Raw genomic sequence first — 24,415 nt, forward strand, 5'->3', positions numbered from 1 at the left:
CCGTCCGCCTTGCCCTCCCTGGCGCCTCGCATTATTGCTTGGGACACGCCTCAGAGGAGAGAAGTCCATGTCGTTCCTGAAAAAACTGTTCGGCCTCGGTGACAGCGCGCCGGCGGCGGAAAAGCCGGCCGAGACGCAGGACTACAAGGGCTTCAAGATCGCCGCGACGCCGTTCAAGGCCGAGGGGCAGTGGCAGCTTTGCGGCGTGGTCAGCCTGGAGGAGAACGGCGTCACGCGCGAGCACCGGTTCATCCGCGCCGACAAGTTCAGCGATCCCGACACGGCCAAGGACATGGCCTTCGAGAAGGGCCGGCTGATCGTCGACCAACTGGGCAAGTCGGTCTTCGAATGACGGCCGAGGCGACGACGGCGGACGCCGAGGCGCCGCGCGGCGAGCTGGCCATCCGCACCATCGCCATGCCGGCCGACACCAACGCCAACGGCGACATCTTCGGCGGCTGGCTGATGAGCCAGATGGATTCGGCCGGCGGCATGGCGGCGGTGCAGCGCTGCGGCGGCCGGGTGGTGACGGTGGCCGTCAACGCCATGGTGTTCCACCGGCCGGTGAAGGTGGGCGACATCCTGTGCGCCTATACCGAGATCGTCCGCGTCGGCCGCAGCTCGATGCATATCCGCATCGAGGCCTGGGTGCGCCGCTTCATCTCCGACGTGCACGAGAAGGTGACCGAGGGCGAGTTCACCTATGTGGCGATCGACGACAACGGCCGGCCCCGGCCGGTCGATCGCCCGCGAGCCGGCTAGAGCATTTTCGAGCGAAGCGGACACCGGTTCGCGTGAAGAAAATGCGTCAATTCAAAAAGATAGAGCGTTTCTGCGTTCCCATGAAACACGGAAACGCTCTAGCCGGGCTCGCGAGACGACCGGAAGCCGATGGATGATTTATTGGGCCGCTGGCTCGATTTCCCAGGTGACGTTGACGGTGGCGCGGATGTCCTGCTCGCCGGCGGCGATCGGCACGGACTCGGCCTGCGGTACCGCCTTGGCCATCATCATCGGCATCGGCGGGCGGTCTTGGCTGCCCTCGGAGACGGCGACGATGCGCTTCAGCGTGAAGCCGCCCGTCCTGGCGTAGAGTTCCGCGCGGGTTTCCAGCGTCTTCATGGCGGCGACGCGCGCCTCGTCCATCAGGCTGTCCTGGTCGTCGACGGTGAAGCTGACGCCGCGCACGTCGTTGGCGCCGACGCGGATCACCTTGTCGAGCAGGCCGCCCGCCTTGGCGATGTCGCGCAGCTTGACGGTGACGGCGTTGGAGACGCGATAGCCGGTGATCTTCGGCGGCTCCTGCGTGCCGTCGGACTTCTGCGGCGGATAGCTGATCACCGGGTCGATGGTGAACGAGGAGGTGGCGATGTCCCGGTCGGCGACGCCGGCCTCCTTCAGGGCGGCCAGCGTTTTTTCCATCGCCTTGTTGTTGGCGGTGAGCGCGGCGTCGGCGGTGTCGGCCTCCTGGACCACGCCGAGCGAGACGATGGCCGTGTCGGGCGGGGCGCTGACGACGCCGTCGGCGGTGAGCGTCAGCGTGGCCGTCGCCGGATTGGCAATGGTGTCGGCGGCAAAGGCGGCGGCGGGCAACAGCATCAGGCCTGCGGCGACGAGCAGCGGGCGGGTCATGGCGATCATCGTCGGTCTCTCCGTCGTTTTCTTTCGGGCGAAGCCCGAGGGCAGTTTCTTTCGGGGCAAAGCCCGAGGGCAGTTTCTTTCGGGGCGAAGCCCCGATCGGCCGACCTTCGCCCGACATTGGGGCGGATTCGTGGGAGACGAGACGACCGGAAGTTGCCATGCACGGAAAGGGATCAGGCGGCCCGCGCCTCCGCCGTCGCGGCGTCGGCAAGCGCATTGTACTGGCCGTCGACGAGGCGGAGGATTTCCCGCTCGGCAAGGTCGGCCAGCGTGCCGTCCGGCGGCCGGGACCTCAGGCGCGGCGCGTCGAAATCGTGGCCGGGGCCGCCGAATTCCGAGCGATAGGCTATGGCGGCGATTTCCCAGTCGTCGCCGTCGTGCTCCATGGTGACGACGCAGTCGATGCCGCCGATCAGCACGCCGGCCCGGCCGATCAGCTCCACGTGGGTGGGCACGTCCACCGCCTGACCGGTGAGGTCGGGCGCGTCGAAGCGATCGGGATAGGCGGCGAGGCGGTTGGCCCAGATGGCGTCGGTATCGAGCAAGGCGATCTCCCTTCCGCCGGCGGGCGGCGTGAAGAAACGATAATGGGAAATAGACCATTTTGTCAACTAGTGGGAATGGTGTGTTTCCCATTCAACCGGCGAGGCCGATGGGTTGAGGGAGGAGCATGACGGGCTGGTTCGTCTGGGAATGGAGGGGCGCGCCTGATATCGGCGTCGTGTCCTGTCCTGCCTGAGGTCCTCCGCTTTCGCGGAGGATGACAGATTTATATATATAAAACAGTTACATAGGTTGCCGTCATCGCCGAGCGCATCGCTTCCCATGGTCCCATAGATTGTCATCCTCGCGAAGGCGAGGACCTCGGGACGAGAAGGGGATGAGGGGTGCATCAGGCGCCTTGCGTTGCTGGAGCGCCATATCGGCGTCGAGCTTTGTTCTGCCTGAGGTCCTCGCCTGCGCGAGGATGACAGCCTTATATATGGGGAACAAAGGGAGGGCGGCTCACTGGTACCCGGGGTAAATTCCCGGGCACGCTGTTTCTCAAGCTTGCCCGGGAATTGCCCTGGGCACGTCATGGTCCGCGAAGGCGGATCATATCGGGCAGGAAGGGGTGCCTGATATTGGCGTCGTATTTTGGGCTCTGCCCGGGGTCCTCCGCCTTCACGCGGGACGGTAGTTCTATATATTTGTTTTATCTGTATAATTTGTCATCCTACGCGAAGGCGTAGGACCTCGGGCAGGATAGAACGAGCCGCTGATACAGGGCTCGGCGCGGCAAGCCGCCGAAGGGCGGCGTAGGGGCAGCGCCCTACATCCGCGACCACTTGCCGATGACGAGGCCGATGACGCGCACCAGTTCGGCCGGGCGGCGCTTGGGCGGCACGGCCTGGTTCTCGGAGATGATGTCGACGGTGCGCGGGTTGTCGTCGTGGTTGACGCGCAGGCGCTTGACCGACGGGCCGTCGCCCTCCTCGATGACGTAGATCTCGGCGTCCTTGATGTCGCTGACGGCGGTGTCGACGGCGACCACGTCGGACGGGTTGAGGATCGGCTGCATCGAGGTGCCGATGACCGGCAGGAAGATGACGCGGGCCGGATTGGCGCCGAGATGGGCGCGCGGCACCACCCATTCGCCGGTGACGAGGTGGCCGGACTGGATGCCGCCGGACTTCAGCGTCAGCACCTGGCCGGACGAGCCGTCGCCGGCGCCGGCCCGCGCGTCGACCTCGGCCGAGCCGCCGGGCAGCCGGGCCTTCCAGCCCTCCTGCCAGCCGTTGTCGTTGGCGTCGTCGAACGGCACGCGCTCGGGCGCATCGCCGCCTTCGCGGAACCCGTGCTCCTCGCCGCCGTCGCGGCTGATGATGTAGGGCTCGTTCATGATCTCGTTGAGCCGGACGCCCAGCACGTCGGCCAGCGCGCGCATCTTCTCCATGCCCGGATCGCGGCCGCGCTTCAGGATATCGCGCACATAGGTTTCGCCGAGCTCGGCCTTGAGCGACAGCGACTTCATGTTGAAGCCCTTCTGGCGCATCAGCAGTTCGAGGCGTGATTTCCAAGTCTGTTCCATAAGTGGGATTATGCCCATTTCGATGGGCTTGTCCAGCGCAATTCCGGCAGAAATGGCTCGAAGTTTTGCAACGGGAATTGTTCTGGAGGAGCGAATTCGACATTTGATCCGGAGCCGGATGTCGGCCGGGTTCAGATGTCGAATTCGAAAGCTTTAGTGGAATCAGTAGATAACCGCGCTATTCGCAACCTTTCCACTTGCTCGGATGCCGGGATCGGCGGCGGCGCATGTCGGCCTCGAACCACCGGCATCCGACCAGCGCCGCCAGCCCATTGGCCCATTCACCAGGTTTTCTTCAGCGTGGCGAGCACGGTGCGGCCGCTGCCGTAGAAGCAGGCGTAGGCGCTGGCGCAGGAGGCGACATATTCGGTGTCGGCGATGTTCTTGACGTTGACCTGGAGGGAGAGGCCCTCGAAGTCGGCGTCGAGCGCGCCGAAATCGTAGCTGGCCATGGCATCGAACAGGGTGGTGTCGTCCACCTCGAAGGTGTTGGTGTTGTTGCCCCAGCTCTTGCCGATGTAGCGCACGCCGGCCCCCAGCGTCAGGCCATCCAGCGCACCGCTCGAGAAGGCGTAGGTGCCCCACAACGAGGCTTGATGCTCGGGGATGCGGGCCGGCGTCTTGCCCAGTTCGTTGGCCGTTATCGTGTCGGTGATCTCCGAGGAAATGTAGGAATAGGCGCCGGTCAGCGAGAAGCCGCTGTCGAAATTGGCGCGGGCGGACAGCTCGACGCCCTGGTTGTGCACGGCGCCGATCTGGCTGTAGACGGTGCGGCCGAAGGTGTTGTTCCAGGTGCCCTGCACCACGTCCTTCTGGCGGAGGTCGTAGTAGGCGGCGGTGAACAGCAGGTTGGTGCCTTCCGGTGCATATTTGACGCCGATTTCGAACTGGCCGGCCGTGGTCGGATCGAACGCCTTGCCGCCGGCCTCGGGCGCATAGAGCGACGGTTCGAAGGACGTGGAATAGCTGACATAGGGCGCAAGGCCGTTGTCGAAGGCGTAGAGGGCGCCGAGGCGCCAGGTCAGCGCGCCGTCGTCGTAGGAGTGGTTGTTGTCACTATCCAGCCGGTCGTCGATGTCGGTGCTGGCCCAGTCGTGGCGGAGGCCGGCGCTGAGGTTCAGGTTGCCGATCTCGATCTGATCCTGAAGGTAGAGGCCGACCTGATAGGCCGTCAGATCCTGCGAGTCCGTTGTGGCCAGCGCGATGCCGCTGTAGGCCGAGCCGCCGTATTGCGGGTCGTTCAGATCCAGCGACGGCGCCGAGGCGCGGCCCCACACGTAGTCGCGGGTGCGGTAGCGGTAGTCGAGGCCGGCGAGCAGCGTGTGGTCGAGCGCGCCGGTCTGGAAATCGGCCTGGAGCTGGTTGTCGATGGCGAACTGGCGCCAGTCGTCGCTGCCGCCGCTGGCGTTGCGGCTGACCAGCGTGTGGCCGGTTCCCGCGTCGTAGCTGGCGCTGCCGTAGACCAGCGTCCGGTGATCCCAATCCAGATACTGATAGCGGGCGTTCTGGCGGAAGGTGAACGTGTCGCTGAGCTTGCGCTCGAATTCGTAGCCCAGCCAGGCCTGCTCGCGGCTGGCATGCTCGTAGTCCGGATCGGAGATGAACAGGTCGCGCGGGACATAGCCGTAGCCGGTCATCGGGTAGACGGTGCCGGCGGCGTCGAGGAAGTTGCGATAGCCGGCCTTCGGTTCGTTCTGATAGCCGCCGAGCAGCGTCAGCTTCGTCTCCGCGTCGGGCGTCCAGGTCAGCGACGGGGCGACGGCGATCGACCGCTGCTTGGTGAAGTTCTCCTGCAGGTCGGTGCTGAGGCCGGAGGCGGCGAGGCGCCAGGCGAGGGTGTCGCTGCCGAACAGGCGGTCGCTGAAATCGACGGCGGCGCCGAAATGCCGGTCGGTGCCGTAGGAGAACTGCACCTCGCGCAAGGGGGCGTCCGTCGGCTTCTTGCTCACTTCGTTGATGAGGCCGCCCGGGTTGGCCTGGCCGTAGAGGACCGACGACGGCCCGCCGATCAGTTCGACGCGCTCCAGGAGATAGGGATCGATCTTGGCGTAGGACAGCTCGCCGCCGAGGAACAGGCCGTCGAGATAGCGCGGCGTGTAGTAGAAGCCGCGGGTGAAGATCTCGTCGCGCAGGTTGGAGGCGCCGCGATATTCGGCGAAGACGCCCGGCGTGTAGCGCAGGGATTCGGCGACCGACTGCACCTGCTGGTCCTGCATCTGCTGCTTCGGGACGACGGCGATGGACTGGGCCGTCTTCTCGATCGGCGTGTCCGTCTTGGTGCCGGCCCGGCTCTTTTTGGCCACGTAGCCCTTGACCGGGCCGTCGCCCTTTTCGCCCGTCCCTTCGACGACGATGGTCGACAGTTCCGTTGCGTCGGCAGCCTGTTGGGCGTGCGCCGCGCCGATCGACAGCGTGCTCGCGGCGGCGAACAGCGCCGCCCTGAGGAGCGTGGGACCCGAGGGGCGGACGGAATGTGGGACCATAGGTAGACTCCGCGACAGATCGACCCCTTGGCGGGGCTTTAAATATGACTATGATGGCCATGTATATTGTCGGGCCATGAGCGGAGTCGACGCGGAAGGGTTTCACGAAACCGGCAATGTTTTTTGCGAAAACGCCAGAGCTGACAGACGCGATGCGACACGAGACGCCGACACCCGTTGCCCCGGCCTGCGATCCGGTTCCGCGTCCGGCCATTCCGGACCACCTGTTCGTCGGCGCCATACAGGGGGTGGCGGCCTGCTCGGAAGACAACGAGATCTACGAGGTCTGGCCGAAATTCATCGTCATGGTGCTGTTGCAGGGTGCGCAGCATTTCGTCATGGACGACCAGGACTTCCGGATCGATGCCGGCGACGAGGCCGATCCCCGGCCGCTGGTGTTCATGCTGAACGTCGCGCGGTTCTGCGCCCTCCGCTTCATCAACGACAGCCCGGTTCCCCTGAAGAAGATCATGATTTCGGCGCCGCGGCCGTGGCTCGACCGGCTTGTGCCGGAGGAGCGGCGCAGCACGCCGGAGCTCCGGGCGTTCTTTTCCAGCCATCTCAGCCGGTTTTCCTTCGAGCCCAACCGCCAGATCCAGCATCTGGCCGGCCAGATCCTCGATCCGCCCCCGGCGCTGCGCGACGAAATCCAGGCGCTGAACCGGCGCGCCCACGCGCTCGAGATCATGACCGGGGCGCTGGCGGCGCTGGCCGCCTCCACCACCCCGGCCAGCGCCAAGCCGTCCTACATGAGCCTCAGGCAGAGCCAGGAGGTACGCGACTACCTGATCGCCAACGTGAACGAGGACCTGACCGTCGAGACCGTCGCCCGGGCGGTCGGCCAGAGCAGTTCGACGATGCAGCGCCACTTCAAGGATCATTTCGGTATCACGGTCTACGATTTCATCCGCAATCGCCGCCTCGAAATGGCCCGCGAGGCCCTGGCGAACGAGGGCATCTCGATCGGCCGGGCGGCCTTCATGGCCGGCTATTCCAGCACGTCCAGCTTCACCACCGCCTTCAAGCGGGCGTTCGGCGTGACGCCCAGGACGCTGCGCCGGTGAGGCGAGCCCATCGGCCCTTGCCGTGGGAAATTCGTTCAACCGATTGATATTTATGTGTTTCCCAATTGATGGGACATTTCCCATGGATCGGGGAAACCGCTGATGGTCATTTGCCCGTTGACAGAATGGGATTTTGACCATTACAATCGCCGCATGAACCCGATACCCTTTCTTCTCTCCCGCATTGCAGACCATTGCGCCGCCCGGGGGATCCGCGAAAGCACCTTCGGCCGCTACGCGGTCAACGACGGCAAGTTCGTGGCGCGGCTCCGGGCCGGCGGCTCGCTGACGCTCAAGACCCTCGAACGCGTCGAGGCGGCCCTGACGGCCGGAACCGACCGGCCGGGGACCAACCGGCCCGCTTCGTAGCGGGGCGCTACACCGCATATGAATTCGACGGCCGACGGGCTCGTCGTGGGGCGGGGGAGGCCGAGCTTTCCGGCGAGGCCTCCCCCATATTCCCCGCCAGCGATGAAACGGAGACTCCGATGGCAAGGCCCGACCGATCGCCGCCGGCCGATATGCCGCCCGGCTTGCTGCCCAAGGGCGACTATCAGGCCGAGGTGGTGGAAAGCGCCGTCGTGCCCACCGCCGCGGGCGGCGACGAGATGCTGAAGCTGATCTTCGAGGTGACGGCCGGCGCGTTCCGGCGGCGGCGCGTCGTCGAGCGGCTCAACATCGTCAACGCCAACGCCATAGCGCAGCGCATCGCCCAGGAGCGGCTGGGGCGCCTCTGCGCCGCCGCCGGCCTTGCCGGCATCGCCGACAGCCGGGAACTGCACGGCATCGCCGTGACCATCCGCGTCGACATCCGGCCGGGCAGCGGCGACTACGGCGACCAGACCGTCATCAAGGACTATCGCCCGCCGGCCGCGCGCCCCTTGCCGCCGCCGCGACAGGCGGCCGGCCGCCGGCCCTGGGATCCTTAGAGCGCCGTTCGATCCGATTGAATCAGATCGGCGCTCTAAGTTTTTGTTTCTTAAGCATCATCTTTTCGATCCTCGTTTCACTCCGGTCGGATGATGCTCTAGCAGCATCCCGCCCCGACAATCCGATCCACCCCCACATCGCACGGAGGCGTGACGATGAACGACGAAGCCATGCCCGACGACAGGACCGCCCTGCTGGTCGCCGCCAGGGTGCTGGAGGCCATCCGGCCCTACTGTCTCCTGGAGCTGACGACCAGATATCCCGTGTCGCACGACGGCCGCTGCCTCGGCGCCTTCACCATCGACGAGGCGCTCGACCTCGCCGACGCGGCGCTGGCCGGCAGGGAGGCGCGGCGATGAGCCATCCGCTGCGCGGCACCTTCGTCGGCAATTCCATCGTGCGGCTGGCCGACGAGGGCGTGCCGATCGGCGCCCTGAGCCGCACCTTCAAGATCCCCTACGACAGCGCCCACGGCATCGTGCGGCAGGCGCTGGACGACGGCGTCATCGTCGAGATGCCGGCCGCCGACTGGCCGGCCGGCTCGCGGCTCAGGCAGCCGACCACGGCGCCGATCCGCCTCGACGAGCGGCCGGACTTCCTGATGCGCCTGAAAGAAGCGTTCGGCCTCACCCCGGCCGAGGGCCGGCTCATCCAATGCCTGATGCAGGCGCGCGCCTGCACCAAGCCGCATCTGCACGCGGTGGTGGCGCCGGAGGCCGAGCCGAAGATCGTCGACGTGTTCGTCTGCAAGATCCGCGGCAAGCTCGGAAAATTCCAGGTGCGGATCGAGACCATCTGGGGCCAGGGTTACGCCATGACCGAGGAGAACAAGCGCCGGCTGATGGCGCGGATCGGCGGCGCGCCGTGACCGGGCGCCGCCGGCGGACGGGCTCAGGGCCAGCGGACCCTCGGGTGATCGGCCCGCACCTGCTCGACGGCGAGCTGGATGGCCCGCATGCGCCGGCTGTCGAGGGCTTGCCGATTGGCCGGGGCGGCGCGGAAGGTCAGGTTCCAGTTGGGTGCGACGTCCACGCCCTCGGCCAGCGGCACGAACTCGAAGTTCACGGCGCCGATCGGGCCGAAGTTGGCCTGGGCCAGTTCCTGGACACGGGCGATCGCCTGTCTCGGAGTGATCGTCTTGCGGGGTTCCATCAGGAAATGATCCTTGGTTGGACGACGAAGCGCACGATGCCGCGCGCATGGTCGGTTGCCGCGATCCTGACGCCGAGCTTCGGCCCGGCGTCGTCGATGTCGATGCGCCCGCGAGCGCCGATCATCAGCGTCCAGTCCTCCTCGAGGCTCGACCGGCCCTCGACGATCAGGCTGCCGTCGCTGCGAAACCAGGCGTTGCTCCGGAAGGCGAAGGGGACCGGAGCGCGCCCTTCAAGTTCAAGATGCGCCTTGCGTCTCGGATTGGCCGATACAACCAAAAATCGTCCCTCCCTTCGGAAGACATGCGAAATGGTGGCGGGGGCGATGGGCGGAAACCCGCAATTTAGCGGGCTTTCCTTTGATAAGTTAAGAATGTCTTATCTCGTCGAAAAAGGAAAGCACAATTTTGGGTGGGCCTCCGGGGCCGGCTGCGGGAGCGCGGCGGCATGACCAATCCCGCCTCGTTCCACCATGCCACCTGCGGCCTCTGCGGCCGGCGGGCCGACGGCATCGGCTTTTCGCCGGGCGGCCGGCCGCCGGCGGTCTGGGTGTGCAACGACTGCGGCCTTGCCAGGGCCCGAACGGCCACTCGCATGCGCGATTTCGACGCCGTCGAGCGGCGGGCCTTCGCCCTGGCGGCGCGGCGGGCCGGCCAGTTCCTCGACACCATCGGCAAGACCGACCTCGCCGTGCTGACCACCGAGGAATACGAGAGCTTCCTCCGGGCCTTCCAGACGCATTTCGTCGAGGAGATCCGCCGGCTGGTCGAGGGCGAGGCGACGCCCTGACATGGCCCGGCTGACGACGCCCTTTGCCATCGCCGATCTATCGCCGGCCCCCAACCGGGCGCTGGCGCTGGAGCTGGCGCGCGCCGGCCTTGCCGTCTTCCCGGTGCGCGGCGCCGGGCCGGACGCCAAGAAGCCGTGCCCATCGGTGCGCTGGAGCCTCGACGCCACCACCGACGCAGCGGCGATCGAGGTGTGGTGGCGGCGCTGGCCGGACGCCATGCCGGCCCTCCACCTGGGGCGGTCGGGCCTGTTGGTGGTCGATCTCGACCGGCACGACGGGGGCGCCGACGGCCTGACGGCCTGGGCCGAGGTGAGCGGCGGCGAGGCGGGCGCGCCGGCCGTCGACACGCCCTCGGGCGGCCGCCACATCTATTTCCGGCAGCCCGGCGGCCGCGCCCACGGCAACCGCGAGGGGCTGCTCAAGGGGCGCGGCATCAACATCCGCGGCCACGGCGGCTACGTGGTGGCGCCCGGCGCGCTGAGGGCCGACGGCGAGGGCGCCTATCAACCGGTGCTGGCCGGCGCGCTGGTGGCGGCGCCGCCGGTGCCGGACTGGCTCTATGCGCTGATCGATCCGCCGGCGGCGAAGCCGGCGCCGCGCCAGCGCCCGGCCGCGCCGCCCATCGCCGACACGCGGCTCGGCCGCTACGCCGACAAGGCCATCGCCGCCGAGATCGACGCCTTGCGCGCCGCCGGCAAGGGCGGCCGCAACAACCAGCTCAACCGCAGCGCCTTCGCGCTCGGCCAGATGGTCGGCGCCGGCTGGGTCGGCGAGGCGGCGGCAATGTCGTTGCTCACCTCGGCGGCCGAGGCGTGCGGCCTTGTCGCCGACGACGGCTTGCCGGCCTCTCTGGCGACGATCAGGAGCGGCCTCAAAAAGGGCAGGACGCAGCCGCGCGACGCCCCACCGCCCAGGAAAGGGCCGCGCCGCCTGGTCAGGGAGCGCGGCGGCGCGGTGGTCGACGGCGACACCGGCGAGGTGGTGCACGAGGTGAAGCGCGCCCGCGCGGCGGTGGAATTCCCCGACGCGCTGACCCGCGTGCCCGGTCTCGTCGGCGACATCACCGACTGGATCTCGGCCACCGCCCGCCGGCCCAACCGGGTGTTGGCGCTCGGCGCGGCGCTGACGCTGGTCGGCACCGCCATGGGCCGCTTCTGGGCCGGGCCGACGCTGAGCTCGACGGTGCTCTACATGCTGGCGCTGGCGCCGTCCGGCGTCGGCAAGGACCACGCGCTGCAACAGATCAAGCGTCTGTTGGCGGCGGCGAAGATGGCCCGCACCATCGGGCCGGACGAGTTCATCTCCATGCCGGCGGTGATCCACTTCATCGAGCGCGAGCCGCTGTCGCTCTGCCCGATGGACGAGTTCGGCTCCTTCCTCAAACGCATCAACGCCAAGCGCGCCTCCGGCTTCGAGCGCGGCATCTCCAAGATCATGCGCTCGGTGTGGGGCACCAACTTCGGCCTGATGACGACGCCGGAATGGGCGGCGACGCCGGCCCGCACCGTGCGGGCGCCGGCGCTGTCCATCTACGGCGCCTCGACGCCGGAGGATTTCTTCGAGGCGCTGGACGGCGGCGACGTCAGCAACGGCTTCCTCAACCGCTTCACGCTGCTGACCGTGGCGAGCCGCACCGAGGACCGCGAACCGCCGGAGCCGCCGCTCGTGGTGCCCGAGAAGCTGTCGGAGAGCCTGAGGCGGCTGTTCGGCGGCGGCAATCCGCTCGTCGTCGCCTCCAAGCTGCACGAGACCGACGTCGAGATCGAGCCGTTCGTCATCCCCTGGGGGCCGGGCGCCGAGGCGGTCTACATGGGCTTCCAGCGCGACATCCTCGCCTGGCAGGACCGCGACCACGACGCCGAGAACTTCATCGGCCGCGCCGCCGAGATGGCCGTGCGCATGGCCACCATCCGGGCCGGCGGCCGCGACCCGGTGGCGCCGGAGATCACCAAGGACGACATGGAATGGGGTCGGGCAGTGGCGCTGTGGTCGGCCCGCACGCTCTACCGCATGGGCCGCCTCTACATCTCCGAAACCGATTTCCAAGCCGAAGCCAACCGCGTGCTGCGGCTAATCGACGCCGAGGGCGGCGAGATATCGCAAGAAACGCTACGGGCGCGGATGAAGAGCCGGCTGAAGGCGCGGGAACTGAGGGAGGTGATCGAGACGCTAGAGGATACCGGCGCGATCACGCGGGAGAGCGTGGCGACGGAGGGGGGAGGACCGCGGAAGACGGTGTATTTTTTGAGGGGGTAGGGGAGGGGAGTTGCTCAAGACGACCGCAATGCGCCTTAATTTCAGCCGTTCATGCTAACTCGACGATTTCTCGAAATCTGTCCGTCCGCCTATCTGACTGTGACGTCAACAACCGGAGAACCGTCAGTCGGGTTCCAGGCGCCCACACCGGAAAGCGGAGATTGGTTGACCGGCCTGACTTGACCGCCCTTGGTCGAGATGACGTCTCGTTTCAATTGGCTTAGAGTCAACTTATCAAAGCTGCTGGGCTGCGGGCAGGGGCATGGCGGACATTTTTGACAATGCGGTGACTTCGATCGTTCTCGGTATGGAGGACTTCCGAGAAGGATCGGACGCAAGAATGCTAAGTGCGGCGCGCAACTACTATGCGGGCCTGCTGTTACTGGGCAAGGAATGCCTCATCCGCGCCGCTCCCGAAGCCAATCCGATGGAGATCATTGGCGCGAAATTCGAGCCCGTTCCCGATGGTGACGGAGGCGTCGATCATGAAGTCGTCGGCTATGCGACGGTGGATCTCGCCCAGCTCAAGAGCCGGTTCAAGAAATTCGGATTATCATGGCCGGACGTGAACATCGAAAAGCTACAGCGATTCCGAAACAATCTTGAACACTATCATCTGGCCGAACCTGTTGGTGCACTGAAGGAGGCGATAGCCGCCTCATTTTCAATGATTATCGACTTCTTGGAAACGCTGCAGGAAGATCCTCAAGACGTATTGGCAGATGTCTGGGACACGATCCTTGAAGAGACGAATGCCTTTAACAGGATGCAGAAGAGCTGCATTGACAGCCTCCTCCGCCTGAATTGGCCTGGTGAGGTCCAAGGGCTGGATCGTATATCCTGCCGCAACTGTGGCTCGTCACTTATCGGTCAGACTGACCGCGACAATACCAACAGCGAAGCGGCCTACGGCAAGTGTTTTCAGTGTGGCCAGGAATACCATCAGCAGCAGCTTGCTGAAATGGTCGTGTCGGCTAGCTACGAGATTGATGCCTACCATGCCGCCAAGGACGGTGAATCGTCACCGATCGCGACCTGCCCCAACTGCAACGCCGAGGCCTATGTGGAGAATGGAGAAGTCAGCGTTTGCTTTGCCTGCAAGGAAACGGTCGCAGGCGAATGCAGCCGCTGTGGTGCCGATATTACGGTTCATGAGTACAATCCCGACTATCCTGGTCTGTGCAGCTATTGCGCGTACACTTGGGAAAAGGTGATGCGGGAGTGACGAGGGATATCGCTCGGCTGCACGGGCCCATGAGTGGATTGTGGCGCAGTCGGGGGAGTCGCTCGAACTGTTGCGCCGAATGAAGTTCGATCCAATCGGATTTCATCCCCTTGAGGATCGTCCGCTAATTCTAATTGAGCAGATCAAATCAGGCATGGACCTTCGCCGTCGCTATCGCGGCTGCCCGCCAGTTGCTGGAATTGCATCCAGATGTGGGTGAGTTTCGGCTCGCCCCTGGCTTTGTTAATGCCTTCAATGTCATTGCAATCACATGATTTTATGTGGTATACTCATTAAATTGTGGGTGATTAGCACTGTGACGTACGACGCCTTCATCGTCGAATTGAATAAGGCGGGGCTCACTGTCCGGCGCTTCGCAGAACTTATGAGCATGCAACCGAATTCAGTTTCGAACAACAAGAAGAAAGGTGATGTCCCTGTCCACCTCGCGGTGATTGCGAGTCTCCTTGCCGAAATGGCGAGTCGCGATATCGACTACGCTTCCATTTTCGAGCGCCTCGAACCCGGCAGGAAAAAGCCGCGTGGTGCTGCCAAAGCCGGAAAGTTCGCAGGTGATCCGCAAGGGGTGCTGGAGCTGGATAAATGAGCGACAGGATAGCCCACAGAACCGGAATGTTCTTGATATGTTCTGATTTGTGGGGTACTGATACCCATCCCATGACGCGAGAAGAGGTGAGGCATGGCAGATAGCTTCGCTTCGCATTGGCGAGACGCCCTCGCGCTTGATCGTCGGATGGTGCCCGAATTTTACACGTCTCCTTCCGATGTGGAGCCGGGGCCGCATGCTGATGCGATCCGCTTTGCCTTGACCGATCTCGGCCTAGCTGCTGTCTTCTGCATCGAGGGAGTTCCAACGGTCGGATTTCTGAGCGAGACAGATGTATCGCTCGCCCGGATCGACGAATTACACCGCATTCTCTGGAATCAAGGTCTGATGAGCCTGTTGCTCGTCCTCAAGGAGGATGAGCTTGTCGCCTATTCGCTTGTCCAGAGACCATTCCAGCGTCAGGAGGGCCAGCAAGGCGATCCTCGTCTGATCATGACGCTATCGCTTCTTTTGGATGCGCTGAAACTTCGGGAACTGATCGATTCTACGGAGTCCGGGCGGTTCTGGTTCGAGAACGACAAATATTTCGACCCGGACGATCGCGTCGATAGTGTGCTACTGTCAAACCTGCTGGAGGCGTTTCGCGACATGCGGGGCGATCTCGGTGGCGAGGCCGCCCAAGCGCTGCTGATGCAAACAATGTTCATCGCGTATCTGGAAGATCGCAAGATCATCAAGGAGGTGGTGTTCCAGAAGGCGTCCAACAGAACATGTTCCAGTCTCGCGGAGATGTTGGAGGCAGATTCTCCAACCTATTTCGAGGCGCTGTTTGTATGGTTGAAGAGCGCGTTCAACGGCAACCTCTTCAATGCGCCCTGCGCCTTCGAAACAGGCGATGCGACGCCGCCGAAGCTGGCGGTGCGGCATCTACGAACGCTGGCGCGTTTCCGACATGGACGTGAAGAGATGGCGTCCGGCCAGCTTCGTCTATGGGGTTATGACTTTCGGTATATGTCGATCGGCCTCATCAGTGCGGTTTATGACCGCTTCCTGAAGGAAGAGGCCGAGAAAAAGAGCGCTGACGGCGCCTTTTATACTCCGATGTTCTTGGCGGACGTCGTCGTCAATCAACTTTGGGACGATTTGTCCGACGAGCAGCGGGCAAAGGGTGTGTTCTGCGATCCAGCATGCGGATCGGGGATTTTTCTTGTCCGGTTGTTCCAGCGCCTCGTCGCGCACCATTGCCGGATCAAGAACACGCGCCATGCCTCGTGGAACGAACTGAAGTCTATTGCGCGCCGGTTGCATGGAGGGGACATCAATCCCTCTGCCGTCCGTGTAGCAGCGTTCTCCCTCTACATCGCGCTACTGGAACAATCCAACCCCCCCGATCTGGAGGTACTTCTGAAGGCCGGGAAGCTCTTGCCGTCTCTCTACGGCGACACGCTGCTCCCGGCGTCGGATTTCTTCGCGCTTGCGGATGTACCGAAATTCGATGCGGTCGTGGGGAATCCGCCTTGGAAAGGACGGAGCGGCCAGATTACGACCGCCCAGATATGGGCAAAGGCCAACAGTTATCCCGATCCTGCTAAGGATATTGCCTGGGGCTTCGTTTGGAAGGCTCTAAAGGTGGTTAAGCCGGACGGGCTTGTTGCGTTTCTGTTGCCGGCGATGGGGGTTCTGCACAATACCTCGCAAGAGGCTCAAGACGCGCGACGACGGCTTCTACGCGATGCGCGTGTCAGGCGGATCATGAACCTGTCGGACCTTTGCTTCCAGTTGTTCGATGGCGCGCAGCGGCCAACGGCTTTCGTTCTTTACGCACCAGCACAGGGCGACCAGCTTCCTTATCGCTTCGAATATTGGGTGCCGAAAGCTGACCTCAATCTGCGGCTCAAGCGGCTGATGACCTTGTCTCGCGCAGATCGTCTTCGATTTCGCTCGGACCTGGTCGGCGAGGATCTGACGCTGTTCAAGCGCCGACTCTGGACGCGTGGCCCCGAGGAAACGCTGCTTCAGTATTTGCGGACCATCCCCGCATTGAGCGCGTTCATCAAGGAATATAAGGATATCCGCAAGGCCAATGCCACGGTCGATCGGACGGCGGATTGGGTTATAGGCCAAGGTTTTCAACCTGCGCAGGAAAGCCGGCTTGATGGCGAGCATAAATTTCTTACTTCGGATGTGGTCACAAAGTACCCTTATTTGAGCGCGGAAGATTTTTGTCCAATTGCTCTTCCTCGCATACAGTCGGCAGCATGGAATATGTCGACGGTTCGGCGTGGAGGGTTTGTCGAGGGCTTTTCCGGCCCGCACATCTTGATCCCACAGGGCGTGGAGCGTTCCATCGGCCGCATTCGCGCGGCCTATTGCGAGCAAAGCCTTGTATTCCAGCATTCCATTCAGGCCATCGCTTTCCCCGAAATAGAAAAGCGCACCGCGAAGGTTTTGACCGCTGTCCTGAACAGCAGTCTAGCGGCTTGGGTTTATTTCCACGATACCGCCAATTTTGGTGCTGACCGTGCCAAGGTTCATCAAGGCGAATTATTGAAGTTGCCGTTCGACTTAGTGGTGAATATGCCCGATCCGGCAAGGGCCGCGGCCGCGGAGGAAAAAATCCTCCAACTGATCGATCGGGAGGTTGCGAAGGCCGATGAGTTGTTTTCGCTACAATCCGATCCTCTCGATGAAATCGACCAACTGGTCTTCGATTATTATGGTCTGGGTGCGCACGAAATCGCGCTGATTGAAGACACCTTCCGATACATCATCCCGGCGATGCAACCCCGGCGCAGCGCGGGGCTGCAAAAAATCTGGGCCAATAGCAGATACGAGCACCGCGCCGACTACGCCGTCACGCTTCGCGATGCCCTTGCACCCTGTTTCCGGCAACCTGTCCGGGCGTCGCTCGCCGCTAAATCAGCCGATGCCGCGGTTCTGAAACTGACCATCGCCTCCGGGGACGATGAATATAGGGAAGAGGTATCTCCGGAGGTAGGACAGTTCCTTCAATCGATCCAGGCTAAGCTGCCTGTGCGCCTGCCGGGGAACGTGCAATTGGTACCAGATCTTCGCTTCGTAATTGGGAGCGATATGTATCTGGTCAAGCCAATGCAGCTCCGGCATTGGCTGAGATCGACAGCCTTGGCGGATGCGGAGCAGATTGCGGCCGAGTTTACTGCTGCTCTCGCTCGTCATGGCAAGACCGGTGGTGAATATGCTGACCGGTGATCTGGACGCGTGGCTCCCCCATTTTCGAGGCCTTGAAGAGCGCATCGCCGATGCGATTGAAGCAGCTTGGCCTGTCTGTATTGCTCCGCTTCAATCCAAAAAGAATGCGATGACGCATGAGGATCACATCACTGAGCACCTCGTTCAGTCATTGATCCGAACGAAGCTAATGTCGGGGCGGATCATCTATCAATACACGTTGCTCGCGGAGGACGGCGGCGGCAATGTATCGGCTCCGAGCAATATCGACTTCGTCCTAACCATAGGTGACGACGAAGATGTCTATCTGGCCTGCGAATGCAAACGGCTCAATGTCCCCTACAAGACAGGGGTACGTGGCTTGGTCGGCGAGTATGTCGATGAAGGGCTCATGCGGTTCGTGACCGGCCAGTATTCCAGCGGCCTGCCATTAGCGATGATGCTGGGATACGTGATGAACGCGAAAACAGATGTGGCAAGGCGCGGCCTCAGAAGGACCCTGGCGCTTCGTTCGGCCAGAATCGGGCTCCAGTCTGAACTCGATGCTGCTGTGGTGAACGGCCGACCCGTCCGTTTCCGTACGACACATGCTTGTGCGCCAGGTCATATCATCGAGGTGGCTCACACATTGCTGCCATGGCCGTAGTCACTGCCGATTCTAGTTTCTGAGTTGGCCTTGGAGGGGACTGTCCGCGAACTACAGCAACGAACGTCAACCACTGAGATAATCTCTTGCCGCTGCGAATGTAAGGATCCGAAGCGGTCACTGAACCAGCAGCGTTCAACGGCAGCTAACGGATCCCGGACGCCCGAAACCGGATCGTCTGGTACCGGTCTCAATTGCAGTCGTATGGGTTTATAATCCCCTCCTCATTACGACACCCGCAAAGGAGAGAATATTGCGCCCTACGCAACTGGACACCTCCAGCGGATACTCATCTTCGGAAATGGCGGCACAGGCAAGACTTGGCTTGTCCGGGAGATCGGAGCCATTGTCAGACGCTCTGTTGTTCATCTCGATGATTTGCGTTGGCATCCCGGCCACTATGGCGTCGCGCGCGATAACCAACTTGTATTCAGTGAAGTTGTTGAGCTTGGAAGGGCGGAGACCGGACGCGGACGGATCAGTTCCGGGGCGCGATCGGCTGCCAGGCGTGGTCGGGAACGAGGTTTGGCAGTGTGGCCTGCCAGAAGTGTCCCTGAAACGGTTGATCGAAGGACCTGCTGATGGGGTTGCCCGACAGAGCGCAAAAAAGGAGGGTGCCTACCGCACCGTGGGCAACGATCGCCAGGTCGCCGCCGACATGCTCGCTTACAATCTGAGCAACGGCCTTCCGAACACGGGCTTGCGCGTCGACGGCGCGCTCCCAGCCGCGAAAGCTCATGTCTGGCTGTGCGAAGAATGCGTCGGCGGCCTGTTCGAACTCCGGCGGCGGAAGAAAACCCGTTGCGCTCCGGTCGTTTTCGCCAAGCCTGTCCGAAACGCCAACGCCGAGCCCGAGTGCGCCGCTAAGAATGCCGGCGGCCTCGATCGCCTTGGTCTCCCTGCTCGACAATACCGCCCGAACCCCGGCAAGCATCGGAGAGCGTGAGAAGGTTCTCATCCGGTCGATCCCCGAGGCGCTCAAATGCCAACGCTCGATCGGCGTTGCGGGATCGACGACTACCTCGGGGTGCGTGATGAAATACAGCGTGGACATGCGCTATCGTAGCCCCCCGGAGAAGCATTCAATGCGCCGCGTTCGCGTTCACCCTCTTCCTCCTCACTCCACCGCGCTCGTCTCGTACACCGTCGCCCCCGCCGGATCGACGCCGACGAGGCTGACGTCGTAGCCCCAGAGTTGGCGGACGTGGCGCAGGGTGGCGTCGCGGCTTGACGCGGCCAGCACGACGCCGTCCTGCACCGTGTGGCGCAGGCGGAGGTGCCGGTCGCCGAGGAGGTCGGCGTCGGCCACCTGGATGTCGGGCTGGTTGGCGCCGACGTCGTAGCTCCTGGCCAGCGTGGCGCGCACCTTGCGGTAGCCGCGCTCGTCGTGGATCGAGGCCACCTTGTAGTGGGTGTCGTGGGTCTCGTCCTCCAGCACGAACATGCGGAATTTCCGCATCAGGGCCGGGCTCAGATACTGCAGCACGAAGGATTCGTCGCGGTGGTTGGCCCAGGCGTCGATGAGCGCGGCCCGCCAGTCGCCGCTGCCGGCGATGTCGGGGAACCAGTCGCGATCCTCGGCCGTCGGCGCGGTGCAGATGCGCTCGATGTCCTGCATCATGGCAAAGCCCAGCGCATAGGGGTTGAAGGACGAGAAGCGCGGATCGTCGAACGTCGGCTGGAAGACGACGCTCGAATGGCTTTGCAGGATTTCCAGGAGCGCCCCCTCGCCGATCATGCCCCGGTCGAACAGCGTGTTCATGATGGTGTAGTGGACGAAGGTGGCGCAGCCCTCGTTCATCACCTTGGTCTGGCGCTGCGGATAGAAATACTGGGCGATGACGCGGACGATGCGCAGGATTTCCCGCTGCCAGGGCTCCAGCACGGGGCTGTTCTTCTCCAGGAAGTAGAGGAGGTTCTCCTCCGGCAGGTTGAGCGCCCGGCCACGCTCGATCTCGTCGTCGGGCCGGTCGGGGCCGTCGTCGTCCTTGGCGGCCGGCAGGGTCCGCCACAGGTCGCTGAAGGTGCGCTCCTCGTAGTCCAGCCGGTCGCGGATCCGCTCGCGCTCGGCCGCGACCGACAGCCGGGGCGGCCGGCGGTAGCGGAACACGCCCTGGTCCATCAGCGCGTGGGCGGCGTCGAGGATGGCCTCGACGGCGGCGATGCCGTGCTTTTCCTCGCAGCGGGCGATGTAGGACTTGCCGAATTCCATGTAGTCGAGGATGGCCGAGGCGTCGGTCCACTGGCGGAACAGGTAGTTGTTCTTGAAGAAGTGGTTGTGGCCGAAGGCGGCGTGGGCGGTCACCAGGGCCTGCATGGCCATGGTGTTCTCTTCCATCAGGTAGGTGATGCAGGGATTGGAGTTGATCACCAGTTCGTAGGCGAGGCCGAGATAGCCCTTGCGGTAGAGGTGCTGCTCGCGGGCGAAGCGCTTGCCGAACGACCAGTGCCGGTACATCAGCGGCATGCCGATCGACGAATAGGCGTCGAGCATCTGCTCGGAGGAGATGATCTCCAACTGGTTGGGGTAGACGTCGAGCTTGAGGTCGTCGAGGGCGATGGCCTCGATGGCGTCGTAGGTGCGCGACAGCGTCTGAAAATTCCAGTCGGAGCCGTCGAACAGGAGACCCGGGTTGCCGGCTCGCTCTTTCATGGTCCCGCGCCCTCCCTTCGGTTCATCCGGCGGCCTGCCTGGAGAACAGCTTCCGGAACACCGGGTAGATATCGCCGGGCCTGGCGATCCGGGTCATCTGGAAGTTGCTCCACGTCTCGGCGACGAGGCGATAGGACTGCCACAGGGCGGTGCCGTTTTCCGCCGACTGGAAGATGTGGCTTTCCCGCTCGTCGATGATCTCGACATAGGCGTAATACTGGCAAAGGCGCATCAGCTCCTGATCGAGCAGGGCGACGCAGCGCTGCGAATCGTTGGCGGCGTTGTCGCCGTCGGAGGCCTGGGCGGCGTAGATGTTCCAACTGCCGCTCGGATAGCGCTCGGTGATGATGCGCTGCATCTCCTCCAGCGCCGTCGACACGATGGTGCCGCCGCTCTGCGGGCTGTGGAAGAAGGTCTCCTCGTCGACCTCCTGGGCCTCGTGGGTGTGGCGGATGAAGACGATCTCGATGCGCTCGTAGCGCCGCTTCAGGAAGAGATGCAGCAGCACGAAGAAGCGCTTGGCAAGGTCCTTCTCGCGCTCGCCCATGGAACCGGACACGTCCATCAGGCAGAACATCACCGCGTTGGCGTTGGGCACCGGCTGCTGCTCCAGCCGGTTGAAGCGGACGTCGACCGGATCGACATAGGCGACCAGCTTGCGCTTGCGCACCAGCCTGTCGAGTTCCTGCTTGAGGGCGGCAAGCCGCTCGACGGCCTCGGCGGTGGGCTCGGCCTCGGCCTCGAGCGCGGCGATCTCGGCGGCGACGGCGTCGAGCTGCGCCTGCCTGGGCCGCCCGAGCGCGAGGCGGCGGCCGAAGCTGTTGCGCATGGTGCGGCCGACGTTGATGTTGGTGGGCGCGCCGGTCACCGCGTAGCCGGCCCGCCGCATCCTGAAGGAGACGATCTCCTTGAGGTCCAGCTTGACGAGGTCGGGCAGCTCCAGGTCGTCGAAGAACAGGTCGAGCAGCTCCTCGCGCGACAGCACGAAGCGGAAATCGTCCTCGCTGTCGCCGCCGTCGCCGGCGCCCTCGCGGCCGGCGCCGCCGCCGGCCCCGCCGGGCGGCTTGGGAAGGCGGTCGCCGGTGACGAACTCCTTGTTGCCCGGCAGCACGTGGGCGCGCCTGCCGCTGCCGGCCGCCGGCCGGAACGCCGGCTCGGCGGTGCCGCGCGCCGGCATCGGCACCACGTGGTCGGCGTCGATGTCGGCGATCTTGCCAGTCTTGATCTGGTCGGTGACGATCCGCCTGAGTTCATCGCGGGCACGCGAAAGAAAACGCTGGCGGTTACTGAGGCTCTTGTCCTTGGGGTTCAGGCGGCGGTCGATGAAATTCCGCATGGATGCTCTCTTTTCCCGACTCCTGCAGGCCTCATGCCAATTCGCGCAAATGCCGACGCATCCGCTCGTCGAGGCCGTTGCCGATTTCCCATTTTCCCGGCCGCATGAGAAATCGGCAAGCGGAATACCGGGAGGCGCGTTGATTGCCTCCCGGGATCACCCGGCCTTGTTCACCCGCATGTACCAGTCGACCAGCCGCCGCACCTGCCGCTCGGTGTAGCCGCGCTCGGCCATGCGCTCGACGAACTCGGTATGCTGCTTCTCGGTGGCGCTGTCCTTCTTCGAGCCGAAGCTGATCACCGGCAACAGGTCCTCGACCTGGCCGAACATGCGCTTCTCGATCACCTCGCGCAGCTTCTCGTAGCTGGTCCAGGACGGGTTGTGGCCGTTGTTCCTGGCCCGGGCGCGCAGGGTGAATTTCACCACCTCGTTGCGGAAATCCTTGGGGTTGGCGATGCCGGCCGGCTTTTCGATCTGCGACAGCTCGCGGTCGAGGATCTCGCGGTTGAGGATCTGCCCGGTGTCGGGGTCCTTGTAGTCCTGGTCCTCGATCCAGGCGTCGGCATAGGCGATGTAGCGGTCGAACAGGTTCTGGCCGTATTCGCTGTAGGATTCGAGGTAGGCCTTCTGGATCTCGTGGCCGATGAACTCGGCGTAGCGCGAGGCCAGCTCGGACTTGATGAAGTCGAGATAGCGCGCCTCGGTCTCCGGCGGGAACTGCTCGCGCCGGATGGCCTGCTCCAGGACGTACATCAGGTGCACCGGATCGGCCGCCACCTCGCGGGTGTCGTAGTTGAAGGTCTGCGACAGCACCTTGAAGGCGAAGCGGGTGCTGATGCCGGTCATGCCCTCGTCGACGCCGGCGGCGTCGCGATATTCCTGGACGGACTTCGCCTTGGGATCGACGTCCTTGAGGTTCTCGCCGTCGTAGACGCGCATCTTGGTGTAGAGCGGCGAGTTCTCGTGGATGGTCAGCCGCGTCGACACGGTGAAGCGGCTCAGCGTCTCCAGCACCTCGGGCGCGCAGGGGCTGCCGGCAAGCTCGCTCTCGCGCAGCAGCTTGTCGTAGATCTGCCGCTCCTCGGTGACGCGCAGGCAATAGGGCACCTTGACCACCAGGATGCGGTCGAGGAAGGCCTCGTTGTTGCGGTTGTTCTTGAACTGCAGCCATTCCGATTCGTTGGAATGGGCGAGGATGATGCCCTGGTAGGGGAAGGCGCCGAAGTTCTCGGTGCCGTTGTAGTTGCCCTCCTGCGTGGCGGTCAACAGCGGGTGCAGCACCTTGATCGGCGCCTTGAACATCTCGACGAATTCCAGGAGGCCCTGCGTGGTGCGGTTGAGGCCGCCGCTGTAGGAATACGCGTCGGGGTCGGACTGGCTGAAGTGCTCGAGCTGGCGGATGTCGACCTTGCCGACCAGCGAGGAGACGTCCTGGTTGTTCTCGTCGCCCGGCTCGGTCTTGTCGATGCCGATCTGGCGGAGGCGCGACGGCATCAGCCGGACCACGCTGAACTTGGATATGTCGCCGTTGAGCTCGCGCAGCCGCTTGACCGCCCAGGGCGAGATAATGCCGTTCAATCGCCGGCGGGCGATGCCGTACTTGTCTTCCAGAAGGTCGCCCATGCGGTCGGGATGGAACAGGCCAAGCGGCGATTCGAAGATCGGGCTGATCTCGTCGCCGAGCTTCAGCGTGTAGATCGGCTCCTCTTCCATCAGCTTCTTCAGCCGCTCGGCCAGCGACGACTTGCCGCCGCCGACCGGGCCGAGCAGGTAGAGGATCTGCTTGCGCTCCTCGAGGCCCTGGGCGGCGTAGCGGAAATAGCCGACGATCCGCTCGATGGTTTCTTCCATGCCGTAGAAATCGGCGAAGGCCGGGTAGATCTTGATGGTGCGGTTGGTGAAGATGCGGCCGAGCCGGGCGTCGGCGCTGGTGTCGACGAGGGTGGGCTCGCCGATCGCCTTGACCATCCGTTCGGCGGCCGTGGCGTACATCGCAGGGTTCTCGCGACAGGCGAGGAGATATTGCTGCAGGCTCATCTCCTCCTGCGTCTCGCTGCTGTAGATTTCCGAAAAGAGGCGGAATACGTCGGAATCCTGCGATTGCATGTGGACCTCGTGACAAGAGAATCGAGCGGACCAACGGACTACAGTTCGACGGCAAATAGGCCTTTTGACGGCGCCGCCGGCAAATCCTGCGGGGGCTGGAGGAATAACGCCTGAACCTCCGGCCCGTTCCAACCCTCGGCGACCCGGGCAAAGCGCCTTGGCGCTTCCGACGGGCTTCACCTGCGATCGCTTCGAATCATGCAGGGTCTACAGGAATCATATAGATGCGAAGCCGGAAGATGATAGTGGCTGGGGGAAATGTAATGTTTCGGGGTTGGGGGAGGG

Annotated in this window: 23 protein-coding genes; 13 read left to right on the forward strand and 10 right to left on the reverse strand. The window is 63.9% G+C overall.

The window, feature by feature from the left end:
- Positions 1–67 precede the first annotated feature (67 nt).
- Both CJ014_RS22860 and CJ014_RS22865 read left to right on the forward strand, forming a co-directional pair.
- Positions 68–352, forward strand: a complete 285-nt coding sequence (locus tag CJ014_RS22860; protein ID WP_100082818.1) for an HlyU family transcriptional regulator — start codon at positions 68–70, stop codon at positions 350–352.
- A complete protein-coding gene (locus tag CJ014_RS22865) occupies positions 349–762 on the forward strand; it encodes an acyl-CoA thioesterase (RefSeq protein WP_100082819.1) in 414 nt (137 codons plus the stop codon). Before CJ014_RS22860 ends, CJ014_RS22865 begins: the two co-directional genes overlap by 4 nt.
- A 138-nt stretch (positions 763–900) precedes the next feature.
- Here the strand turns inward: CJ014_RS22865 and CJ014_RS27935 are convergent, their stop codons facing one another.
- The 4 genes from CJ014_RS27935 to CJ014_RS22880 form a co-directional block, all read right to left on the reverse strand.
- Positions 901–1,641 (reverse strand): SIMPL domain-containing protein, encoded by a 741-nt coding sequence (locus CJ014_RS27935; protein ID WP_165790956.1) that lies wholly within the window; start codon positions 1,639–1,641, stop codon positions 901–903.
- Positions 1,642–1,814: 173 nt separating this feature from the next.
- Positions 1,815–2,186: a hypothetical protein gene (locus CJ014_RS27940; protein WP_165790957.1), complete on the reverse strand. Its 372-nt coding sequence runs from the start codon at positions 2,184–2,186 to the stop codon at positions 1,815–1,817.
- 767 nt (positions 2,187–2,953) lie between these two features.
- Positions 2,954–3,712: a LexA family transcriptional regulator gene (locus CJ014_RS22875; protein ID WP_165790958.1), complete on the reverse strand. Its 759-nt coding sequence runs from the start codon at positions 3,710–3,712 to the stop codon at positions 2,954–2,956.
- 281 nt (positions 3,713–3,993) lie between these two features.
- Positions 3,994–6,195: a TonB-dependent siderophore receptor gene (locus CJ014_RS22880; protein WP_100082822.1), complete on the reverse strand. Its 2,202-nt coding sequence runs from the start codon at positions 6,193–6,195 to the stop codon at positions 3,994–3,996.
- A 152-nt stretch (positions 6,196–6,347) separates the two neighbouring features.
- Here CJ014_RS22880 and CJ014_RS22885 point away from each other — a divergent pair, with 152 nt between their 5' ends.
- The 5 genes from CJ014_RS22885 (at position 6,348) to CJ014_RS22905 (ending at position 9,057) form a co-directional block, all read left to right on the forward strand.
- On the forward strand, positions 6,348–7,259 hold the full coding sequence (locus CJ014_RS22885; RefSeq protein WP_100082823.1) for a helix-turn-helix transcriptional regulator: 912 nt from the start codon (positions 6,348–6,350) through the stop codon (positions 7,257–7,259).
- Positions 7,260–7,412: 153 nt separating this feature from the next.
- Positions 7,413–7,628 (forward strand): hypothetical protein, encoded by a 216-nt coding sequence (locus CJ014_RS22890; protein WP_133121918.1) that lies wholly within the window; start codon positions 7,413–7,415, stop codon positions 7,626–7,628.
- Positions 7,629–7,747: 119 nt separating this feature from the next.
- Positions 7,748–8,188 (forward strand): DUF669 domain-containing protein, encoded by a 441-nt coding sequence (locus tag CJ014_RS22895; protein WP_100082825.1) that lies wholly within the window; start codon positions 7,748–7,750, stop codon positions 8,186–8,188.
- 156 nt (positions 8,189–8,344) lie between these two features.
- Positions 8,345–8,548 carry a hypothetical protein gene (locus tag CJ014_RS22900; RefSeq protein WP_100082826.1) on the forward strand — a complete coding sequence of 68 codons (204 nt, stop codon included), beginning with the start codon at positions 8,345–8,347 and terminating at the stop codon, positions 8,546–8,548.
- On the forward strand, positions 8,545–9,057 hold the full coding sequence (locus tag CJ014_RS22905) for a winged helix-turn-helix domain-containing protein (protein ID WP_245427581.1): 513 nt from the start codon (positions 8,545–8,547) through the stop codon (positions 9,055–9,057). The genes CJ014_RS22900 and CJ014_RS22905 overlap by 4 nt, the downstream gene beginning before the upstream one ends.
- A 23-nt stretch (positions 9,058–9,080) precedes the next feature.
- On the opposite strand, the gene CJ014_RS22910 is transcribed toward CJ014_RS22905, so the two are convergent.
- Together CJ014_RS22910 and CJ014_RS22915 are read right to left on the reverse strand one after the other, a co-directional pair.
- A complete protein-coding gene (locus CJ014_RS22910) occupies positions 9,081–9,341 on the reverse strand; it encodes a hypothetical protein (protein ID WP_100082827.1) in 261 nt (86 codons plus the stop codon).
- On the reverse strand, positions 9,341–9,619 hold the full coding sequence (locus CJ014_RS22915; protein ID WP_100082828.1) for a hypothetical protein: 279 nt from the start codon (positions 9,617–9,619) through the stop codon (positions 9,341–9,343). Before CJ014_RS22915 ends, CJ014_RS22910 begins: the two co-directional genes overlap by 1 nt.
- Positions 9,620–9,787: 168 nt before the next feature.
- Between CJ014_RS22915 and CJ014_RS22920 the strand changes: the two genes are divergently transcribed.
- The 6 genes from CJ014_RS22920 to CJ014_RS22945 all read left to right on the forward strand — a co-directional run bounded on the left by CJ014_RS22920 (position 9,788) and on the right by CJ014_RS22945 (position 18,035).
- Positions 9,788–10,129, forward strand: coding sequence for a DUF6511 domain-containing protein (locus CJ014_RS22920; RefSeq protein ID WP_133121919.1), 342 nt, complete (start codon positions 9,788–9,790; stop codon positions 10,127–10,129).
- Position 10,130: 1 nt separating this feature from the next.
- Complete coding sequence (locus CJ014_RS22925; protein ID WP_100082830.1) at positions 10,131–12,386, forward strand: bifunctional DNA primase/polymerase; 2,256 nt, start codon at positions 10,131–10,133, stop codon at positions 12,384–12,386.
- Positions 12,387–12,648: 262 nt separating this feature from the next.
- Positions 12,649–13,611 carry a CCHC-type zinc finger protein gene (locus CJ014_RS22930; protein ID WP_100082831.1) on the forward strand — a complete coding sequence of 321 codons (963 nt, stop codon included), beginning with the start codon at positions 12,649–12,651 and terminating at the stop codon, positions 13,609–13,611.
- A 316-nt stretch (positions 13,612–13,927) separates the two neighbouring features.
- Positions 13,928–14,218 carry an XRE family transcriptional regulator gene (locus CJ014_RS22935; protein ID WP_165790959.1) on the forward strand — a complete coding sequence of 97 codons (291 nt, stop codon included), beginning with the start codon at positions 13,928–13,930 and terminating at the stop codon, positions 14,216–14,218.
- Between the two features lie 93 nt (positions 14,219–14,311).
- Positions 14,312–17,410, forward strand: coding sequence for an HsdM family class I SAM-dependent methyltransferase (locus CJ014_RS22940; protein WP_100082832.1), 3,099 nt, complete (start codon positions 14,312–14,314; stop codon positions 17,408–17,410).
- A complete protein-coding gene (locus CJ014_RS22945; RefSeq protein WP_133121920.1) occupies positions 17,397–18,035 on the forward strand; it encodes a hypothetical protein in 639 nt (212 codons plus the stop codon). The genes CJ014_RS22940 and CJ014_RS22945 overlap by 14 nt, the downstream gene beginning before the upstream one ends.
- A gap of 478 nt (positions 18,036–18,513) precedes the next feature.
- Here CJ014_RS22945 and CJ014_RS22950 read toward each other — a convergent pair whose 3' ends face one another.
- The 4 genes from CJ014_RS22950 to CJ014_RS22965 all read right to left on the reverse strand — a co-directional run bounded on the left by CJ014_RS22950 (position 18,514) and on the right by CJ014_RS22965 (position 24,130).
- Positions 18,514–19,089 carry a histidine phosphatase family protein gene (locus CJ014_RS22950; RefSeq protein ID WP_100082834.1) on the reverse strand — a complete coding sequence of 192 codons (576 nt, stop codon included), beginning with the start codon at positions 19,087–19,089 and terminating at the stop codon, positions 18,514–18,516.
- A gap of 63 nt (positions 19,090–19,152) precedes the next feature.
- On the reverse strand, positions 19,153–20,688 hold the full coding sequence (locus CJ014_RS22955; RefSeq protein ID WP_100082835.1) for a SpoVR family protein: 1,536 nt from the start codon (positions 20,686–20,688) through the stop codon (positions 19,153–19,155).
- A gap of 22 nt (positions 20,689–20,710) precedes the next feature.
- Entirely contained in the window at positions 20,711–22,024 is a 1,314-nt protein-coding gene (locus CJ014_RS22960) for a YeaH/YhbH family protein (RefSeq protein ID WP_100082836.1), read from the reverse strand.
- 156 nt (positions 22,025–22,180) lie between these two features.
- Positions 22,181–24,130: a PrkA family serine protein kinase gene (locus CJ014_RS22965; RefSeq protein ID WP_100082837.1), complete on the reverse strand. Its 1,950-nt coding sequence runs from the start codon at positions 24,128–24,130 to the stop codon at positions 22,181–22,183.
- Positions 24,131–24,415 lie beyond the last annotated feature (285 nt).

Source organism: Pleomorphomonas carboxyditropha, assembly GCF_002770725.1.
Classification (GTDB): domain Bacteria; phylum Pseudomonadota; class Alphaproteobacteria; order Rhizobiales; family Pleomorphomonadaceae; genus Pleomorphomonas; species Pleomorphomonas carboxyditropha.

Excerpts from the sequence above, each read along its gene's own strand:
- CJ014_RS27935 (WP_165790956.1), bottom strand. The coding sequence starts at position 1,641 with ATGATCGCCATGACCCGCCCGCTGCTCGTCGCCGCAGGCCTGATGCTG.
- CJ014_RS22920 (WP_133121919.1), top strand. The coding sequence starts at position 9,788 with ATGACCAATCCCGCCTCGTTCCACCATGCCACCTGCGGCCTCTGCGGC.
- CJ014_RS22875 (WP_165790958.1), bottom strand. The coding sequence starts at position 3,712 with ATGGAACAGACTTGGAAATCACGCCTCGAACTGCTGATGCGCCAGAAG.
- CJ014_RS22890 (WP_133121918.1), top strand. The coding sequence starts at position 7,413 with ATGAACCCGATACCCTTTCTTCTCTCCCGCATTGCAGACCATTGCGCC.
- CJ014_RS22895 (WP_100082825.1), top strand. The coding sequence starts at position 7,748 with ATGGCAAGGCCCGACCGATCGCCGCCGGCCGATATGCCGCCCGGCTTG.
- CJ014_RS22940 (WP_100082832.1), top strand. The coding sequence starts at position 14,312 with ATGGCAGATAGCTTCGCTTCGCATTGGCGAGACGCCCTCGCGCTTGAT.
- CJ014_RS22910 (WP_100082827.1), bottom strand. The coding sequence starts at position 9,341 with ATGGAACCCCGCAAGACGATCACTCCGAGACAGGCGATCGCCCGTGTC.
- CJ014_RS22930 (WP_100082831.1), top strand. The coding sequence starts at position 12,649 with ATGGCGGACATTTTTGACAATGCGGTGACTTCGATCGTTCTCGGTATG.
- CJ014_RS22925 (WP_100082830.1), top strand. The coding sequence starts at position 10,131 with ATGGCCCGGCTGACGACGCCCTTTGCCATCGCCGATCTATCGCCGGCC.
- CJ014_RS22905 (WP_245427581.1), top strand. The coding sequence starts at position 8,545 with ATGAGCCATCCGCTGCGCGGCACCTTCGTCGGCAATTCCATCGTGCGG.
- CJ014_RS22900 (WP_100082826.1), top strand. The coding sequence starts at position 8,345 with ATGAACGACGAAGCCATGCCCGACGACAGGACCGCCCTGCTGGTCGCC.
- CJ014_RS22885 (WP_100082823.1), top strand. The coding sequence starts at position 6,348 with ATGCGACACGAGACGCCGACACCCGTTGCCCCGGCCTGCGATCCGGTT.
- CJ014_RS22955 (WP_100082835.1), bottom strand. The coding sequence starts at position 20,688 with ATGAAAGAGCGAGCCGGCAACCCGGGTCTCCTGTTCGACGGCTCCGAC.
- CJ014_RS22860 (WP_100082818.1), top strand. The coding sequence starts at position 68 with ATGTCGTTCCTGAAAAAACTGTTCGGCCTCGGTGACAGCGCGCCGGCG.
- CJ014_RS22865 (WP_100082819.1), top strand. The coding sequence starts at position 349 with ATGACGGCCGAGGCGACGACGGCGGACGCCGAGGCGCCGCGCGGCGAG.
- CJ014_RS22945 (WP_133121920.1), top strand. The coding sequence starts at position 17,397 with ATGCTGACCGGTGATCTGGACGCGTGGCTCCCCCATTTTCGAGGCCTT.
- CJ014_RS22960 (WP_100082836.1), bottom strand. The coding sequence starts at position 22,024 with ATGCGGAATTTCATCGACCGCCGCCTGAACCCCAAGGACAAGAGCCTC.
- CJ014_RS22880 (WP_100082822.1), bottom strand. The coding sequence starts at position 6,195 with ATGGTCCCACATTCCGTCCGCCCCTCGGGTCCCACGCTCCTCAGGGCG.
- CJ014_RS22965 (WP_100082837.1), bottom strand. The coding sequence starts at position 24,130 with ATGCAATCGCAGGATTCCGACGTATTCCGCCTCTTTTCGGAAATCTAC.
- CJ014_RS22950 (WP_100082834.1), bottom strand. The coding sequence starts at position 19,089 with ATGTCCACGCTGTATTTCATCACGCACCCCGAGGTAGTCGTCGATCCC.